Here is a 15,993-nt window from a genome sequence, read left to right on the forward strand (position 1 = left end):
GGATGGAGGCACCAGAGCCGGCACCTCCCGATGGCACTGAAGGGGTCAGCCGGTGCTAGACCCGCTCCAGCACCGTGGCAATGCCCTGACCCACACCAATGCACATGGTGCACAGGGCAAATCGGCCGCCGCGCTGATCGAGTTCGTGCATGGCGCTGGCAATGAGGCGACCGCCCGACATGCCCAGCGGATGGCCGAGGGCGATGGCCCCGCCGTTGGGATTGACCCGCGGATCATCGTCGGCAATCCCCAGCTCACGCAGACAGGCCAGTGACTGGGCGGCAAAGGCTTCGTTCAGCTCGATGTGGTCGAGCTGATCCAGCGTCATGCCCAGCCGTTGTAACAGTTTTTGCGTCGCCGGCACCGGTCCCATGCCCATGATGCGCGGCTCGACCCCGGCGATGGCCATACCGTGCAGGCGGGCCATCGGCGTGAGATTGAAGCGCTTCACCGCGGCCTCACTGGCCACCAGCATGGCGACCGCGCCGTCATTGACGCCGGAGGCGTTGCCGGCGGTGATGCTGCCGCCCTCACGAAAGGGCGTGGGCAGACCGGCGAGCTTTTCAAGCGTGGTCTCGCGCGGGTGTTCGTCGGTATCAAACGTCAGCGGTGGCTGCTTGCGCCGGGCCACTTCAAACGGTTCGATCTCGAGTGCCAGCCGGCCGCTGTCCTGCGCCTGTCGGGTGCGCTGCTGGGAGGCCAGGGCAAAGCGGTCCTGATCCCCGCGCGAAATATTGAACTGCTCGGCGACATTCTCGGCCGTCTCGGGCATCGAATGCGTGCCGAAGCGCGCTTTCATCAAGCGATTGACGAAGCGCCAGCCGATGGTGGTGTCCTCCATCGTCTGGCCGCGGGAGAAGGCGCTGTCCGCCTTGCCCATCACGTAGGGCGCGCGCGACATCGACTCGACCCCGCCAGCCAGCATCAGCTCGGCCTCACCCGCGCGAATCGCCCGCGCCGCGGTGCCGATGGCGTCCATGCTGGAGCCGCACAGCCGGTTGATGGTGGTGCCCGGCACGCTGTCCGGCAGGCCGGCCAGCAGCGCCGCCATGCGTGCCACATTGCGGTTGTCCTCGCCGGCCTGATTGGCGCAGCCCATGATGACGTCATCGATGGCGGCCGGGTCGAGTCCGGGGGCCTGACGCAGTACGGCCTCAAACATGCGGGCGGCCATGTCATCGGGGCGCACGCTTGAAAGCGCGCCGCCGAATTTGCCCACGGCGGTGCGTCGGGGATGGCAGAGATAGACATCCGTCATGCGCTTGCCTCCTCGTGGTGGCCGGCATGATGGCGCTCGGTACGGGCCTTGAGCTCGCGCAGCACTTGGACCTCATGCGCGCTCGGCTCGGGCGTGGCTTCGGGCGCGTTGACAAACCGCACGGACCAGCCGGTGGCCTCGATGATCTGCTCGCGGGTGACGCCCGGGTGGATCGAGGTGACCACCAGCTCGTGCGTGTCTGGGTCAGGTCGCATCAGGCACAGATCGGTGATCACCAGCGTGGGGCCGCGGCCGGTGTGGCGGGCGGTCTCCGGGTGCAGATCGTCACGAGCGCGGCCGTCGCGGCCGAAACCGAGGCTGGTGATGAAATCGACCTCTTCAACGAAGGCCCGCGCGGAGTGCTTGATCATCACGAACACTTCGCGCGAGTTGGTGGCGATTTCCGGCGCACCACCGCCGCCGGGCAGGCGTACCTTCGGTTCGCGGTAGTCGCCGATCAGGGTCGTGTTGAGATTGGCATAGCGGTCGATCTGGGCGGTGCCGAGAAAGCCGACATCCACCCGGCCGCCCTGCAGCCAGTAGCGAAACATCTCCGGTACCGATACGGTCGACAGCGCCGTATCGCACAACTCGCCATCGCCGATGGAGAGCGGCAGCACATCGGGGCGGGTCTGCAGGGTACCGGATTCGTAGATCAATACCGTATCGGGTGCGTGGGTCAGTCGGGCCAGATTGGCGGCTTCACTGGGCAGGCCGATGCCGACAAAGCAGGTAGTGCCATTGGTCAGTGCGCGCGAGGCGGTTACCGTCATCATCTCGGTGGCGGTGTAGTCGTGGGCCGTCGTGTTGTCATGGCCAGGGGATCCATCACTCATGCAGACACTCCTTCTTCGACGGTCATGACGTTGTCTTCCATCCACTGGCGGAAGGTATCGCGGTCCCGGGCGATGGCGTCCCACTGCTTGTAGACATCGTTGCGGCGAGCGTAATAGCCGTGGGTGTAGGAGGGCGCCGCGCCGCCGGGAGCCACCGCAATGGCGCTGATGGCCCAGGCGGGCAATACGCAGGCATTGGGCGTGGCCTCAAGGCTGTCCACGACTTCCTCGACGGTGACCACGCTGCGGCGGGCGGCCAGCACGGCCTCCTTCTGCACGCCGATGATGCCCTCGATCAGCACGTTGCCCGCCCGGTCCGCCTTCTGGGCATGAACGACGGTCACGTCGGGCCGGTTGGCCGGAATGGCCGCGAGGCGCTCGCCGGTAAAGGGGCAGTCGATGTGGCGAATGTCCTGGTTGACCCGCGGCAGGTCACTGCCCAGATAGCCACGCAGTACGGCCAGTGGCAGCCCGGCCGCGCCGGCTTCCCAGGCGCACGCCATGGCCGCGTGGCTGTGCTCAAGGATCTCGAGCTTCGCGGGGTAGTGCTTTTCGACCGCGTCGCGCAGACGGTGCAGGGAGCCGACGCCCGGATTGCCACCCCAGGAGAAGATCAGCTTCGAGGCGCAGCCCATACCGATCATCTGGTCATAAAGCAGATCGGGTGTCATGCGAATCAGCGTCAGGTTCTGGCGCTTCTGACGGATGATCTCATGGCCGGCAGCAAACGGGATGAGGTGGGTAAATCCTTCCAGCGCTACGATATCGCCATCGTGAACGTGGCGGGCGATGGCCTCGTGAAGCGAGAGAAATTCAGCCATGAGACGGCCCTCTTTGTTCGCTATGTGAACTTTAATTTTGCCTTGCGAACAAGGTTAGGGCGGCGTTCAACAGGGCGTCAATAGGAGGTGCCAGACCGACGGCTGCGCAGTGACATCAAGCGTTGATCAGCAGATTATTGTTTTAAAAAGATAAAAAACCGCCGGCGAGCAAAGCCGGCGGCAGCGATCGTGCGACCAAGGTCTATAACAAGGTCATATCAAATGAGGAAGCGTCGAGATCGGCTAACGGGCCAGGTGTGCCAGTATTCGGTCGATCTGCGCATGATGGCTGTCGGCGTCTTGCCGGCTTGCCACGCCAGGCGCGTCGAGTCTTGCCGCCATGACGTCGTCGTGGACTTCCAGCCCTTCCAGCAGAACGGCAAGCTGGGTCAGCGCGCCTTCCAGCAGCTGCTGGCTCTCGATGAGCGGCGTCCACTCGCTGTGCCAGTCGCCCAGGCCGCGCTCCAGCGGCTGACTGGCGGCATTAATGACGGTGGCGGTATGGCCGTGGATGTGGTGGGCCGCGGTGCGAATCAGCGCACAGCGTACCGGGTTGCGCTTGTGGGCCATTGACGACGATCCGCCCACGCCGTCGCCTGCAGGTTCGCTGAGCTCGCCGATCTCGCTCTGGGCCAGCAGGGCCACATCCGAGGCGATCTTGTCCGTCGCGACGGCCAGTGCATCCAGTGCCGTGATCAGGGCGTGGATTGGCTGACGATCGGTATGCCAGGGCAGCAGTGGCGCGCGCAGCCCGAGTGAGGCGGCCAGCGTTTCCATGATGGTTAGCCCGTCTTCCAGGCCGTTATGGATGCCCACCGGGCCACCGAACTGCACCGGCAACCGTGCCGTGACAAGGTCATCCAGACGCGCTCTGGCCTCGTCGAGCTGCCATGCCCACTGAGCTGCGCGGACGCCAAAGGTGGTGGGCAGCGCCTGTTGCATCAGGGTGCGCCCGATCATCGGCGTATCGCGGTGTTGATCCATCAGCACCGCGAGTGCGGTCAGGCAGCGCCGTGTGAGCGATAGCAGGGTGGGCAGCCGGGTCTGGCTCAGCAGCATCAGGGCGCTGTCGAGCACGTCCTGGCTGGTGGCGGCGAAATGGAAATGGCCGCGCAGCGCTTCTGGCAGCGCCGCCTTGGCTTGGCGCACAAAGGGTATGGCGACGTTGCCGCCCAGGGTCGTACCGGCCTCAAGATCCTCAAGATCAAAGGCGTGATCGCTCAGATGCCGGCGCAGCGCGTCACTGGTACCGGCGGGCAGGACGCCGTGGTGCTCTTCGCTGTCGGCCAGCGCCAGCTCAAAGCGGAGCATGGCGTCAATCAGGGCCGCGCTGTCAAAATGCTGGCGTGCTGCCTGGCTCATGAAGGGGTGGTGTAGAAAGGCCACGGCCATGATGTCTCCCCACTATTGCGTTGGTCCAGATACTCTGCGACCTTTTGTACGTTGAGCGAACAGCCCTATCCTGGCATGCGCTCTGACGGCTGGCGAGTGCTGGTGCCGGCCGTTTTGGATTGCCCTTGACCCCCTTCTTTCAGGAGAACCCCTGGATGGTGAAGCCGACCGACGGCGACGACGATGCCGCGATCACGCCGGACGATCGAGATTTTGTGACCGCGCTGGCCAGCGGTCTGGAAGTCATTTCGGCCTTCGATCAGGAACATCGCAGCATGACGCTCAGTGAAGTGGCGACCCGCACCGGCATGAATCGGGCCCGGGCGCGCCGATTTCTGCTGACCCTGCATTCGCTGGGCTATGTGACGCGTCGCAAGCGCCAGTTCGAGCTCTCGCCGCGGGTGCTGTCGCTGGGCTATTCGTTTCTGTCGGCCAACAACTATCACTCGGTGGTCCAGCAGGGGCTGGAAGAACTGACAGAGCACACCGGGGAATCGGCCTCACTCGGCGTGCTTGATGGTCTCGACGTGGTCTATGCCGCCCGCTCGGCGGCCCGCCATCGCCTGATGGCCATTACGTTATCCGTGGGCACCCGCCTGCCGGCGCTGTATACCTCGATGGGGCGAATCCTGCTGGCGCAGCTGGAAGAAAGCGCGCTTGATGCGCTGCTTGAAGGGGTGACGCTTGAAGCCCATACCGAATACACCCTGACCGACATGACCGCCTTTCGGGACGAGATTGCCCGGGTGCGCCGTGATGGCTATTGCGTGGTGGATCAGGAGCTTGATTCCGGTCTGCGCTCCCTGGCTGTACCGCTGTATGCCGGGACCGGTCGGCTGCTCGGGGCCATCAATATCAGTACCAATGCCATGCGCGTCTCCGAGCAGCGCTTGAGAGAGGCGTTTCTGCCGCTACTGCTTGAAAAGCGGGATCAATTATCGCGCCACATGCAGTAATGGTGCTTGTGGGCGCGCTGTTCTCCGACACGGCAGGCGACCTGCTCTGCCTCCGATCTGCGACCAAAGTGGTGATTGTCTTTTGCAGACCGGCTCCATAGTTTGGTTCGTATGACAAAGAAGTGTTCATATCGCGAACAAATTGTTGTTGGGCATGTCTTCGTACCGCTGCCCACCTGCCGAGCGCTCCATCCATTCAAGAGACGCAAGCCATGTCGGATATCAAGCCATGTCGGATATAGAGAACAGGCGCTTTGTACCGCGCGATCGCAACTGGCATCCCGCGGCGCATACGCCCGGTTACAAGACTTCGGCGGCGCGCTCCCCGCGTCAGTCACTGGTCAGTCTGCAGACCCCGACCCTTTCCGAACTTTCAGGACCGGATTTTCGTCACCTGCACATGGGGCCGCATGACAACGATCTGCTGCTCAATTTTCGGGAGGACCCACAACGCTCGGGGCTGCCGATCGGTGAGCGCATCATCATGCATGGGCGGGTGATCGATCAGTTTGGCAAGCCGGTTCCCCATACGCTGGTAGAGATGTGGCAGGCCAATGCCGGCGGGCGCTACCGGCATAAAAAGGATCAGTATCTGGCGCCGCTGGACCCGGGGTTTGGCGGCGTGGGGCGCTGTCTGACCGATGAGCAGGGGTGGTATCGATTTCGTACCATCAAGCCCGGCCCCTACCCCTGGCCCAATGACGTCAACAGCTGGCGACCGGCCCACATCCACGTCTCGGTCATGGGGCCCGCCATCTCGACCCGCCTGATCACGCAGATGTATTTCGAAGGGGATCCGCTGATCCCGCTGTGCCCCATCGTTCAGACACTGCGTGACCCCGAAGCCGTGGCCACCATGGTCGGCCGGCTGGATATGGCGCACAGCCGCACCATGGACTGTCTGACCTGGCGCTTCGATCTGGTCGTACGCGGTGAATTGCAAACCTGGTTTGAAAACCAGCGCTAAGTGAACAGGAGAGCAGCCATGCAACAGCCCAACGCGCAACCGATGGCAGACGGCGTGCTGAGGGAGACCGCCTCACAGACGGCCGGCCCTTACGTTCATATCGGGTTGGCGCTGGATATCGCCGGCCTGCCGCCGCGGGAGCAGGAAGTCTGGAACCGGATGGCCGGAGACGAGGCGCAGGGCGAACGCATCGAGGTCGTCGGTCGGGTCATCGATGGGAACGGCGATACCGTACGGGATGCATTGTTGGAAGCCTGGCAGGCGGATGCCAACGGCGAATATCAGCCCCGATTCGATCTCGACGCACCGTTCAACAGCTTTGGCCGCACGGCGGCCACGGTGGAAAACGACGGTGAATGGCAGTTTCTGACCGTCAAGCCCGGCGCCGTGGCACTTGCCAACGGCCGGCAGATGGCCCCGCACATCAGCCTGATGGTATTTGCACGCGGCATCAACATTCACCTCAACACCCGGCTCTACTTTGAAGACGAAGATGATGCCAACGCCGGCTGTCCGATCTTCAATGCCATCGAATCCCCGACCCGGCGTCAGACCCTGCTGGCCCGACGTGAAGAGGGAGATAACGGCCCCCGCTATCGTTTTGATATTCGCCTGCAGGGCGAGGGCGAAACGGTGTTTTTTGATTTTTGATGGTTGAAGCTCAGATGGGCCTCATGGAAGCAAAGGCTCATATCTTTTAGAACCTTCTGCCCGTCAGAGGAGGCGGGTAAGGGCAATAAAGTTGATGACCGCTAGACGGATCAATCAGTCATAACAGAGCTGAGTTAACCATTGCTAATATGACGAGCGGTATAGTCATACCGCTTCGTTTTGAATATTCTTTCCATTGCTATTAGCGGCATAAAGTGACTCACGATATCCTGGCTGGTGTTCAGGCGCGAGAATCGCCAGAAGTTGATCATCCGCGCCTGCGTAAATGCGTCTGAAACGTAAATAGCCCCCACCGAAGATATTGGACTCACGGCCACCCACATCCTCCATGTCAGGAATTCTGCCTGTTGTTTCATAAAGATTGGCATACTGCCTTTCCTGATCACTGATCACTGATCACTGATATGGACACCTCGTTGACTTTCAAAATCATCAGAATCGACAATATTTCTTCTCACAATAAGTGATTGGAGATAGGTAACGACCTCATCACGACTTTCCCACTCTGGAAGAAATCCAGCGATGGAATCGTGAACGTATTCATCCATCATTCTGGAAACGGAAGCATCGGGCACATCCATTTCCTTTTTAAGTTCGGATACCCTTTCCCAGTCATCTTCTACGGAAGGATCGATGCCACGATCAACGACATATGAATACAACGACCATGCTGGAGACATCACCATATAATCCCTGACGATATCTCTGGCTCGCTCCCACCATCCTCTATCCCTCAATCTCTCCCACTCGTTGAGTCTTTCAACTTCCAGCTTAAATTCTTCGTAAGCGCTTCGAAGCATATTCTTTTCAAACTGAGAGGCTCTTTGAAAACTATCAAGGACAGAAAAACCACCCTTTCTATAGTTATCAAAACGCCATTCGATGGTTTTCTTCCAATGTTCACGTACGATCCCGCCGGTTTCACCCGAAACGACTTCGCATTTTTCAATATACCGATTGAAGTCTCCTATCATGGCGGCATCAATCTTAAAACTATCCATAACTGTGGATTCAGCCTGCTCAAGCTTGAAAGGCACACCTGAAAGGCGTGCCTGACGGTACATTTCGGCCAGCGGAATACGGGACAGCATGTCCTTGCCTAGAGGGTCAACGCCCTTGCCCTGACAGAGGGGAGCATATCCACCACCGATATCAGAATGCACACCCGGATACACGATCTCTTCGCCATTGGCAGGAATGGAGTGGTCGTTGTAGATGGAATCCAGCGGAAAGGAACGGCGATTTTCATGCGCGGCGACCAGATGCAGGCAGCGCCCTGCGCGTGAGTCGATACTCAGGGTTCTTTCTGCATCAGCCCATGAAAAGTGACCGCTGGCAAAGGAAATCAGGCTGGGAATCCCCACCGAGGCCACGGTGTCAAACAGTCCCAGAAAATCGAACGTGACTCTGAAGCCGCCCAGCGTTAGTCCCGAGTTACCGGTCATGCGGGCATCCAGCTCGCAAAGCTGAATCAGCCAGTTGGTAAACACCCGTGCCAGAGCGGAGCCGCGTGAAAATCCGAAGGTCGAGATATAGATGTTTTTGACAATGCCCGGATCCTTGTTCTGCGGCAGCCCGGAGTTGTCCTTGTCCGGCATATGTGGCGCAATCGCCTGGTGCAGGGTAGAGAGCCATCTATGCAGAAAGGTGTATTCCACGTGCCGGGTGTGGCTGCTTAATGAAGCGCTGCCCAGCTGCGCCATCTGCCCAAAATTTTCAGCCTGCTGATGGCTGATCAGAAATGGAGACCCCGTAAAATATCGACTGATTGTATTAATCGCTTGCGCCAGGGCCCAAGTAATGCGGACCTGTCCCAGCCGACCGGTGCCGCCGCCCAGCATGGCATCCCAGAAGCCTTCTCCTGAATCATCGACCTGCTCGAAACGCGTACCGATGCCCGGCAGATAAATCCGGAAGTAGTTATCATAGTCGGCAACATTGGTCTGCCAATCGGTCTCCGCCGGCAGTACGCCGGGCACACTTACGCCAGGAAACGCACCATAGAGGCGCGCTACGTTGGATTGACTGTTATCGCCTCGCTCCAGACTGTCTGCGAAATTATTGTTGGTGCCGTCAAAGAAGAAGCCCAGAAAGAGATTGGTGTTGCAGGGTGCAAGAGGATTATCACCTTTTTCTCTCTGCTCATACTTATTTTGTATGACGTTTTGTTCATCGACACTAAAAAAAGAGCCTCTATTTGAGGGGGCTGCAAAAGAATTTTCGAGAACATCTGCAATTCTTGCGCTCATTTAAGCAGCTCCCTCAAATTATCATTTTCTTCGTTTATATTCTTAACATGACGTTTGTAATCTTCTATTTGGTCAGGAGTTCCTTTTTGATCCTTAATGCCTTTCTCAAAACTTCGAATGACTCCTTCATTCGACTCAATTTTCTCTAATATCAATTTGTTCCGATACTCATCCGAAGGCACGGGCCACCCCTTTATATCCCCCGGCCAGTCGTCATGATTCGGGTCGACGTCACTGACCACGACCTTGTATTGATCCTTGGGTAACATCTCGACCCAGAGCATGGCGTTATCGGCATTGTCATAGCGCGGTACGTCAACCTTGATGTAGTCATTCACCGTGCCATTCTTCTTGCGCTCGGCAAATTCGCGAGAGCGACCTTCGGAAGTGGTGCTTTTGAGGCCTATTCGAATCACCAGTTCAACCTGAAGCCCTTCATGCCACTCTTTCGGCAGGTTGTAACAGCACATGACGCCACCGGCACTGTAGGGCCCCAACGGTTCGCCCCCCGCACTGCTTTTCTCTGCGCCTGGCTCACGGACGGCATAGCCTCCAAATGACTGGTCCGTATAGTTCACGCCACTGACTCCGACGCCGACACGGTTTCTATCACTGCTTTCACTACAGGCAGCAAGCGGTAACAGCATCAGTAGTAGCGTCATCAGAGATTTAAAGGTCATGCGATCTTTCCTTGCGTCATTGGTTCGGCTAAAGCGATAAGCAATCAAGACAGCAGGCCGTCTGCTCGCGCCGCATGGTGTCCATCAGGGCATCAATGGTGTTCATTTCCAGCAGATCAGCGGTCTGCTCATCATCAAACGCGACCCGCCTCGGTGGCTCAGCCACAAAGTCCGGCAGGGCCAGGCTTTGCCAGCGTGTCGCGCGATCCACGTAGTACCATGTCAGGGTCGGCCCCATAAGTTCTGCATGCTGCTGCGCATTCAGCATCCCGACAAGTTGTGGGAGCCGACGGGTATCGCTCAGACGCAATACAAATCGCATTTCCTGCACCGTGACCACCTGAAAGGCAGATAGGCGCTCGATCAGCGCCGTCATCGGTTCAGGCGTGATAATCAGGCTGAGCATGGGCATGCCGTCTGTCAGTCTGAAAAGCTCGATCAGGAGATCGCGTGGTAGGTTGCGCAGCGTCATCAGGATAGGGGAAACAGCCAGCACCCTGTCACTGGCATTGGGTGCGTCGGCATACAGGGCATACCAGTGTTCCTGCGCCACGTGGGTACGCAAAAAGGGCAGCACGGCATCCTTGTTAAAAGCAGCATCCATCAGAAAATACGGAGTCGCTTCAGGATGCCGCCGAGACAATTGATCCATCCAGTCCAGCGTCTCTTCTGCCCAATCCTGTGAATATCGATCTATCAGCCACATGGTATTTCTCCTGTCAGGACACGCTGACCAAAGGCGAGCCGGATGACAGATTTTTAAGGAGGCACTCCACGCAAATGCCTTCAGGCATTTCTGGGAAGGTGCGCGTCATTTCTGCTGCGCCCGTAAAGCTCTTGCTGGCGCCCTTGATATCCACCTTGCCCGGTGCATGGATCTCGATATTGCCGCCCTTGAGGCGCACATAGGCCCCACCGCTGACCAGCAGAATCTCCTCGGCAGCAGCCAGATCAATCTTCTGATAGCTGGAGGTGACGTCGACGTTGTGGCGGGCGGTGGCTTCCAGGTTGTCGGACTGGGCCTGCAGGTCGACTTTGCCGCGGGCGGCGAAGAGCTTGATGCCGGCCTGTTGCACAAAGAAGGAGAGTTTCTCCGAGACCGAGGCGATCAGGTTGCGTCCGGTGGCGAGGCTCACGTCCTCGCCCGAGGTCACGCCCAGCGAGTGGCCCTGGGCCAGATGGGTGGATTCCGGGGTGCTCAGGGTCATGCCGGCCGGGGCAGCGGCGTGCAGCCAGGGGGCCTTTAACCCGGGGCTCTGGCCACGCCCGCCGCTGTCGACGGCGCCGCGGGCGGTGCTTTGATCACCGCCGGCGACTTCACTGTTGCCGTAGGGTGACTGGCTATCCTCTCCCGCCTTTTTAAGCGATTCATTGCTCTCCAGCGGCTCGGCGTTGTGTCCGGCGGCACTCTGACTCAGGGCATCGGCCAGCTCGTGGGCGGAGCTGAGCTGCTGAAAGGCAGGACGCAGATCGAGCTGATCGCCGCTGGCCCCGAGCTGGCCCCAGCTGGAGAGGTAGAGCCCCTCGTTGGCACGGATGGCGCCATAGGCGTCGGTGCGCAGCTCGAAGCCGGTGCCGCGGAAGGCGCCGCGGTGGTTGCCGGTCTGGTGGATCAGATAGCCGAGGTTGAGCTGGCTCTTGGAGTGCTCGGAGTTGAGCCGTACCCGCTCCTGGTCGGTGGCGTCGTCGAACACCAGTTCGTTGTACTGACTGCCGAAGCCGGAGAGCAGGCCGTTGCTGTGCCAGTCGGGGCTCTGTTCGCCGTTGTAGATGCGTCCGGTGATCAGGGGGCGGTCGGCATCATCCTCGAGGAAGTCGACCAGCACTTCCTGACCGACACGGGGCACGAAGACACCGCCCCAGCCGCCACCGGCACTACGGTAGAGGGCCAACCGCTCTTACTTGGTAAAATTCTGATAGTGAAGCAATCACTAAATGAAAATTTTTGTGGCAGGATTGTCGTTTCTAAGAGGATGCGAGGAAACTCTGATGTTGCGTTATAAAACTACTTTTATTTCACTGCTGGCACTGACTATGACTGCTTGTAATGGCAGCCAGGCTGATAGTAAAGAAAATACAGAGGCTGTTAAGAAGCTGATCCAGAAGACGAAAGACAACATGGTGCTTGTTGAAGGCGGCTCCTTTCAAATGGGAGACTTTGGGCAAATTGATCCGGCGGTAGGAAACCTGCCTTACAGTGTTAATAAGGACGATAAAAATATTCATAAAGTAATTTTAGATGATTACTATATTAGTAGTGAACAGGTTTCATATTCAGATTTTGAAATATATGCAAATTCTACTGGCCAGCCTAAGTTGACCATCACTGATTTTGGCTCAAGATTTTATGCTCCAGATACGCCTGCTGGTGTCAACTGGGAGCAAGCTCATGACTATTGTCAGTGGCTAGGTGCTCAGACAGGTCTTTCTTATTCTTTGCCTACTGAGGCCCAATGGGAATATGCAGCCAGAGGCCGTGGCAAATTTACCCCGTTTTCAACCAACGATGGTACTTTTCAAAGAGGAAAGAATGTACCTAGCGAAGATGAAATTAGACAAACTATAGTTGAAGGAAAGGATCCCGAGGCTTTTGAAATTGCGTCTATACAACCAAATTCACTGGATATTTATCAAATGGGACTTAATGGGCTGGAATGGGTCAATGATTGGTATAACGAGGACTACTACACAAACTCCCCAGAAAAAAATCCTATGGGGCCTCAGGATGGCACAGAAAAAGTTCTTCGTGGAGGTGGGTTTGGTTCTAGCCAGCAAGAAATGTTAACGATGAGGCGCAGTAAAGCAAATCCTGACTTGAAAAGAGATGTTTCAAACTTGTCCGATAGCCCTCAATTACAAAAGCTTCTGTCCAAGCGCTCTGCATTTGAAACTACTTTTAGATGTGCCATTAACTAATTTTAAAAAGGCAGGCTGAGAATTATGTTATGCCTGCCTTGAATTATCTTTCAATCTATACAATCCTAGAGTTATTTTGCGGTAAGCACTGGGTTGCGTTAAAACAAGGCTTTTCAAAATCGGTGCTAATGTCATTTTGAGTTAAATATTCAGTCATGTCGTTACGATAGATAGGATCACCTTTGTTAGCCACATCGCGCAGTTGCATATAAAATTTTTTCAAGTTTTCGGGATAATTGCTTGAGAAAACAGGAAGCTCTCCACGACCAAGAAAGTTTAGAAGCTTTTTTTCTCCTTCTTCGAAGCTTGTTTTTTCCCCTGTCATTTGCGTAATGCGCTGCATCAAATTGTGATATTCTTCTTTTGATTGAACCCAAGTGAATACGTTGATTATAGCCCTTTTTCGATTGGTCATATAACCGAAGCGCCAAAAGTTTAAGTCGCTTACGTCTGTGGTGCGATTAGCAGTATCGAAATCATCAAAAGCGTTTTTCTGCATTAGTCTATACAATATTGCTCCTTTGGCATCTGGTGTTGTATGGCGTAGAATATCTGGGTCAGAGTTTATGCGTTGAACTAACTCTCCACGCTCTCCGGCGGCCTCAAGGTTATCTTGTAAATCATTAATGGCGCTGAAAGCTGCCTCGCGAACTTGGCCTGATGTTTCCAGCATAAAATTTTGGACGTTCTTGCCATACTGTATAGCCATCACAATTATGTCTGAAAGAACTTCATATGCACTATCTTCGATAAAATCCAAGCGAGCATAATTTATGTTTTTTAATTGATAAGCTATCCATTTGATGAACTCGTAGATCAAGCTGGCATCAACCTCTAATGTCAACTTTCCTTTAGCACCAACACCATAACAAAGAGCTGCTTTTGCAAATATTCTAAATTTTCCTCCAAGATAGGATATCTTCAGCGTTGCCTCGCCTCCCAAGCCACCTTGTAAAGCTACTGCGGGAGCTATTTTAGCAAAGGGTTCAAATTTCTTGCTTTCAGGACTTTTCCATTCAACCTGACCTGCGATAGTCGCTTCGAGTTGACCACCAATGAAAGCACCGAGGTCACCCCCTTGGCTATTATCGGGTACAGCCATATCAACTGTTTTATTTCCGGGGATGCCTCGATTTCGAGACGTTCCCCTCGCACCTCTCGCTTTGGCCCCACTGCCGCTGAACTCTGCATCAATGTTAAGTTCTGCCGCAATACTGGCGCCCACTCCCCCTGCCACGCTTAAAATAGAGTGAGAGCGCAGCATGCCAAGATTTACATCACCAAAAGCCATCATATAGCCACCTGGTGGCTCATAGCAGTCAATAGAAGCCTTTGCTTCTGCCAGCATAAGCTCTGCATGACCACTGGCCTTGATAGCTGCCTTTTTCTTAAAGGGGTTAGCTTCGCCACTAACGCCACTCGCACCATAGGACCAACGCATCAATTGTGCTTCTGCGCCAAGATCTACCTTGATACTATCTACATCATGATCCTTACCACTCTGATAAGAGCGAGCAGTTTCAAGATCTTGATTAATATTTTTGCTCCATTGGAAAAGCTCTTTGTTTTGATCCTCTAGTTTCATCCAGTCATCGAACCAGGGGATATCAGTTTTTATTGAGGTTTGCCCACTAATATCACTAAGTTGGTTTTTGAGTTTTTTCCAATCAACCTGTCCATTAGTAAGCACACTATTATCAGCGCCAACTGTATCTTTTTTGGAAGTGAGCTGATATTTGCGCCAATGGTTTTTTATTTTTTCCGACCGGACATAGGTCATTCTGAATCCAGCCACAGAACTATTTGCACCACGACGCTGAATCGGAATCAATTCATTGATGTGGTTGGTGTTGTCGCTAAGCTTGGTTAACGGTTCTATTTCATGGATTAGCGCTTTATTGGTTTTGTCCAGCGTTTCCTGTGCGATGATAATTTTATTTTCAAGTGATTCGGCACTATCGGACTCCGACAACATAATTTGCTTATCGGGCCTGAAGTAATTGGCCTGCTTAATTTTTATATATTTATCTTGGCAGCTCTTGAGGTGATCGATAGCATTCTGTTGAGCTTCGATGACACTCTCTAGAAGACGCATCTCTTTTAGAAGTTTCGGCATATCGTCGCTGGGCACGGCAAGAATCGTGTCCTTGCCAACCATATAAAAAAGCTGATCTGCTGGCTGATGATAAGCGTCTTCGCCCTTGGCATTTAGCCTAGTTTGGGTTTCTCCGTTTGTGGGTGCGCTCTGACTCAAGATAATTCCCCTTCGGCATCATCAAACCGATCAAGTATCGTTATCTTCATTTTTTCGGGCTGGCTTGTAAGTATTTTTTGAGTTTTACCTTCACCGTCACTTCGTCCCGTAATGACATTGCCTTCGGCAGTTTCAACTCGGTATCTTGCATATTCGATGAGGTCCCCCGATGATTTATCCTTCAAAATGAAAAACTCTTCAAATGGCCCTTGAGCATCAGGCATATCTGACATGCTACGCATCAAATTTGTCCCCCCCGTAAAGCTCTTGCTGGCGCCCTTGATATCCACCTTGCCCGGTGCATGGATCTCGATATTGCCGCCCTTGAGGCGTACATAGGCGCCGCCGCTGACGAGCAGGATCTCTTCGGCGGCGGCCAGGTCGATCTTCTGATCGCTGGAGGTGACGTCGACGCTATGGCGGGCGGTGGCTTCCAGGTTGTCGGACTGAGCCTGGAGATCAACCCTGCCGCGGGCGGCGAAGAGCTTGATGCCGGCCTGTTGCACAAAGAAGGAGAGTTTCTCCGAGACCGAGGCGATCAGGTGGCGCCCGGTGGCGAGGCTCACGTCCTCGCCCGAGGTCACGCCCAGCGAGTGCCCCTGGGCCAGGTGGGTGGATTCCGGGGTGCTCAGGGTCATGCCGGCCGGGGCGGCGGCATGCAGCCAGGGGGCCTTTAACCCGGGGCTCTGGCCACGCCCGCCGCTGTCGACGGCGCCGCGGGCGGTGCTTTGATCGCCGCCGGCGACTTCACTGTTGCCGTAGGGTGACCGGGTATCCTCTCCCGCCTTTTTAAGCGATTCATTGCTCTCCAGCGGCTCGGCGTTGTGGCCGGCGGCACTCTGGCTTAGCGATTCTGCCATCTCGTGTGCGGTGCTGAGCTGCTGAAAGGCGGGGCGCAGATCGAGCTGATCACCACTGGCCCCGAGCTGGCCCCAGCTGGAGAGGTAGAGCCCTTCGTTGGCGCGGATGGCGCCATAGGCGTCGGTGCGCAG

15 protein-coding genes are annotated in these 15,993 nt (G+C 56.2%); 4 read left to right on the plus strand and 11 right to left on the minus strand.

The genetic code is table 11. From position 1 onward, the window contains the following. Positions 1–55: 55 nt before the first annotated feature. The 4 genes from pcaF to BM079_RS09205 all read right to left on the minus strand — a co-directional run bounded on the left by pcaF (position 56) and on the right by BM079_RS09205 (position 4,307). Positions 56–1,258 carry a 3-oxoadipyl-CoA thiolase gene (gene pcaF, locus BM079_RS09190; RefSeq protein WP_090133188.1) on the minus strand — a complete coding sequence of 401 codons (1,203 nt, stop codon included), beginning with the start codon at positions 1,256–1,258 and terminating at the stop codon, positions 56–58. Beyond that, on the minus strand, positions 1,255–2,094 hold the full coding sequence (locus tag BM079_RS09195) for a CoA-transferase subunit beta (protein ID WP_090133190.1): 840 nt from the start codon (positions 2,092–2,094) through the stop codon (positions 1,255–1,257). Before BM079_RS09195 ends, pcaF begins: the two co-directional genes overlap by 4 nt. Then, complete coding sequence (locus tag BM079_RS09200; RefSeq protein ID WP_090133192.1) at positions 2,091–2,915, minus strand: CoA transferase subunit A; 825 nt, start codon at positions 2,913–2,915, stop codon at positions 2,091–2,093. Before BM079_RS09200 ends, BM079_RS09195 begins: the two co-directional genes overlap by 4 nt. 243 nt (positions 2,916–3,158) lie before the next feature. Then, a complete protein-coding gene (locus BM079_RS09205; protein WP_090133194.1) occupies positions 3,159–4,307 on the minus strand; it encodes a lyase family protein in 1,149 nt (382 codons plus the stop codon). Between the two features lie 155 nt (positions 4,308–4,462). On the opposite strand from BM079_RS09205, the gene BM079_RS09210 reads away from it, so the two are divergent. The 3 genes from BM079_RS09210 to pcaG all read left to right on the plus strand — a co-directional run bounded on the left by BM079_RS09210 (position 4,463) and on the right by pcaG (position 6,881). Continuing rightward, complete coding sequence (locus BM079_RS09210; protein ID WP_090133196.1) at positions 4,463–5,263, plus strand: IclR family transcriptional regulator domain-containing protein; 801 nt, start codon at positions 4,463–4,465, stop codon at positions 5,261–5,263. Positions 5,264–5,492: 229 nt separating this feature from the next. Next, positions 5,493–6,230 carry a protocatechuate 3,4-dioxygenase subunit beta gene (pcaH, locus tag BM079_RS09215; RefSeq protein WP_090133198.1) on the plus strand — a complete coding sequence of 246 codons (738 nt, stop codon included), beginning with the start codon at positions 5,493–5,495 and terminating at the stop codon, positions 6,228–6,230. Between the two features lie 18 nt (positions 6,231–6,248). Then, positions 6,249–6,881, plus strand: coding sequence for a protocatechuate 3,4-dioxygenase subunit alpha (gene pcaG, locus BM079_RS09220; RefSeq protein WP_380059430.1), 633 nt, complete (start codon positions 6,249–6,251; stop codon positions 6,879–6,881). Positions 6,882–7,046: 165 nt separating this feature from the next. On the opposite strand, the gene BM079_RS09225 is transcribed toward pcaG, so the two are convergent. Genes BM079_RS09225 through BM079_RS09245 form a run of 5 tightly spaced genes read right to left on the minus strand, consistent with a single transcriptional unit; the run spans position 7,047 to position 11,723 of the window. Next, positions 7,047–7,295: a hypothetical protein gene (locus BM079_RS09225; RefSeq protein WP_139215287.1), complete on the minus strand. Its 249-nt coding sequence runs from the start codon at positions 7,293–7,295 to the stop codon at positions 7,047–7,049. Beyond that, positions 7,292–9,151 carry a T6SS phospholipase effector Tle1-like catalytic domain-containing protein gene (locus tag BM079_RS09230; RefSeq protein WP_090133202.1) on the minus strand — a complete coding sequence of 620 codons (1,860 nt, stop codon included), beginning with the start codon at positions 9,149–9,151 and terminating at the stop codon, positions 7,292–7,294. Before BM079_RS09230 ends, BM079_RS09225 begins: the two co-directional genes overlap by 4 nt. After that, positions 9,148–9,831, minus strand: a complete 684-nt coding sequence (locus BM079_RS09235) for a DUF3304 domain-containing protein (protein ID WP_090133204.1) — start codon at positions 9,829–9,831, stop codon at positions 9,148–9,150. Before BM079_RS09235 ends, BM079_RS09230 begins: the two co-directional genes overlap by 4 nt. Before the next feature lie 28 nt (positions 9,832–9,859). Next, entirely contained in the window at positions 9,860–10,537 is a 678-nt protein-coding gene (locus BM079_RS09240) for a DUF4123 domain-containing protein (RefSeq protein ID WP_090133205.1), read from the minus strand. A gap of 13 nt (positions 10,538–10,550) precedes the next feature. Continuing rightward, positions 10,551–11,723, minus strand: coding sequence for a DUF2345 domain-containing protein (locus tag BM079_RS09245; protein WP_090133207.1), 1,173 nt, complete (start codon positions 11,721–11,723; stop codon positions 10,551–10,553). 43 nt (positions 11,724–11,766) lie between these two features. On the opposite strand from BM079_RS09245, the gene BM079_RS09250 reads away from it, so the two are divergent. Further along, entirely contained in the window at positions 11,767–12,747 is a 981-nt protein-coding gene (locus tag BM079_RS09250) for a formylglycine-generating enzyme family protein (RefSeq protein ID WP_090133209.1), read from the plus strand. Positions 12,748–12,802: 55 nt separating this feature from the next. On the opposite strand, the gene BM079_RS09255 is transcribed toward BM079_RS09250, so the two are convergent. Further along, complete coding sequence (locus BM079_RS09255; RefSeq protein WP_090133211.1) at positions 12,803–15,001, minus strand: hypothetical protein; 2,199 nt, start codon at positions 14,999–15,001, stop codon at positions 12,803–12,805. Further along, on the minus strand, positions 14,998–15,993 hold a 996-nt coding region (locus BM079_RS09260), incomplete at its 5' end, for a DUF2345 domain-containing protein (protein WP_139215288.1). The genes BM079_RS09260 and BM079_RS09255, both read right to left, overlap by 4 nt.

It is taken from the genome of Kushneria avicenniae, from assembly GCF_900112585.1.
GTDB classification, from domain to species: Bacteria; Pseudomonadota; Gammaproteobacteria; order Pseudomonadales; family Halomonadaceae; genus Kushneria; species Kushneria avicenniae.

Coding starts and splice junctions, on each gene's coding strand:
- BM079_RS09230 (WP_090133202.1), bottom strand. CDS start 9,151: ATGAGCGCAAGAATTGCAGATGTTCTCGAAAATTCTTTTGCAGCCCCC.
- pcaH (WP_090133198.1), top strand. CDS start 5,493: ATGTCGGATATAGAGAACAGGCGCTTTGTACCGCGCGATCGCAACTGG.
- BM079_RS09205 (WP_090133194.1), bottom strand. CDS start 4,307: ATGGCCGTGGCCTTTCTACACCACCCCTTCATGAGCCAGGCAGCACGC.
- BM079_RS09235 (WP_090133204.1), bottom strand. CDS start 9,831: ATGACCTTTAAATCTCTGATGACGCTACTACTGATGCTGTTACCGCTT.
- BM079_RS09240 (WP_090133205.1), bottom strand. CDS start 10,537: ATGTGGCTGATAGATCGATATTCACAGGATTGGGCAGAAGAGACGCTG.
- pcaF (WP_090133188.1), bottom strand. CDS start 1,258: ATGACGGATGTCTATCTCTGCCATCCCCGACGCACCGCCGTGGGCAAA.
- BM079_RS09200 (WP_090133192.1), bottom strand. CDS start 2,915: ATGGCTGAATTTCTCTCGCTTCACGAGGCCATCGCCCGCCACGTTCAC.
- BM079_RS09195 (WP_090133190.1), bottom strand. CDS start 2,094: ATGAGTGATGGATCCCCTGGCCATGACAACACGACGGCCCACGACTAC.
- BM079_RS09210 (WP_090133196.1), top strand. CDS start 4,463: ATGGTGAAGCCGACCGACGGCGACGACGATGCCGCGATCACGCCGGAC.
- BM079_RS09250 (WP_090133209.1), top strand. CDS start 11,767: ATGAAAATTTTTGTGGCAGGATTGTCGTTTCTAAGAGGATGCGAGGAA.
- pcaG (WP_380059430.1), top strand. CDS start 6,249: ATGCAACAGCCCAACGCGCAACCGATGGCAGACGGCGTGCTGAGGGAG.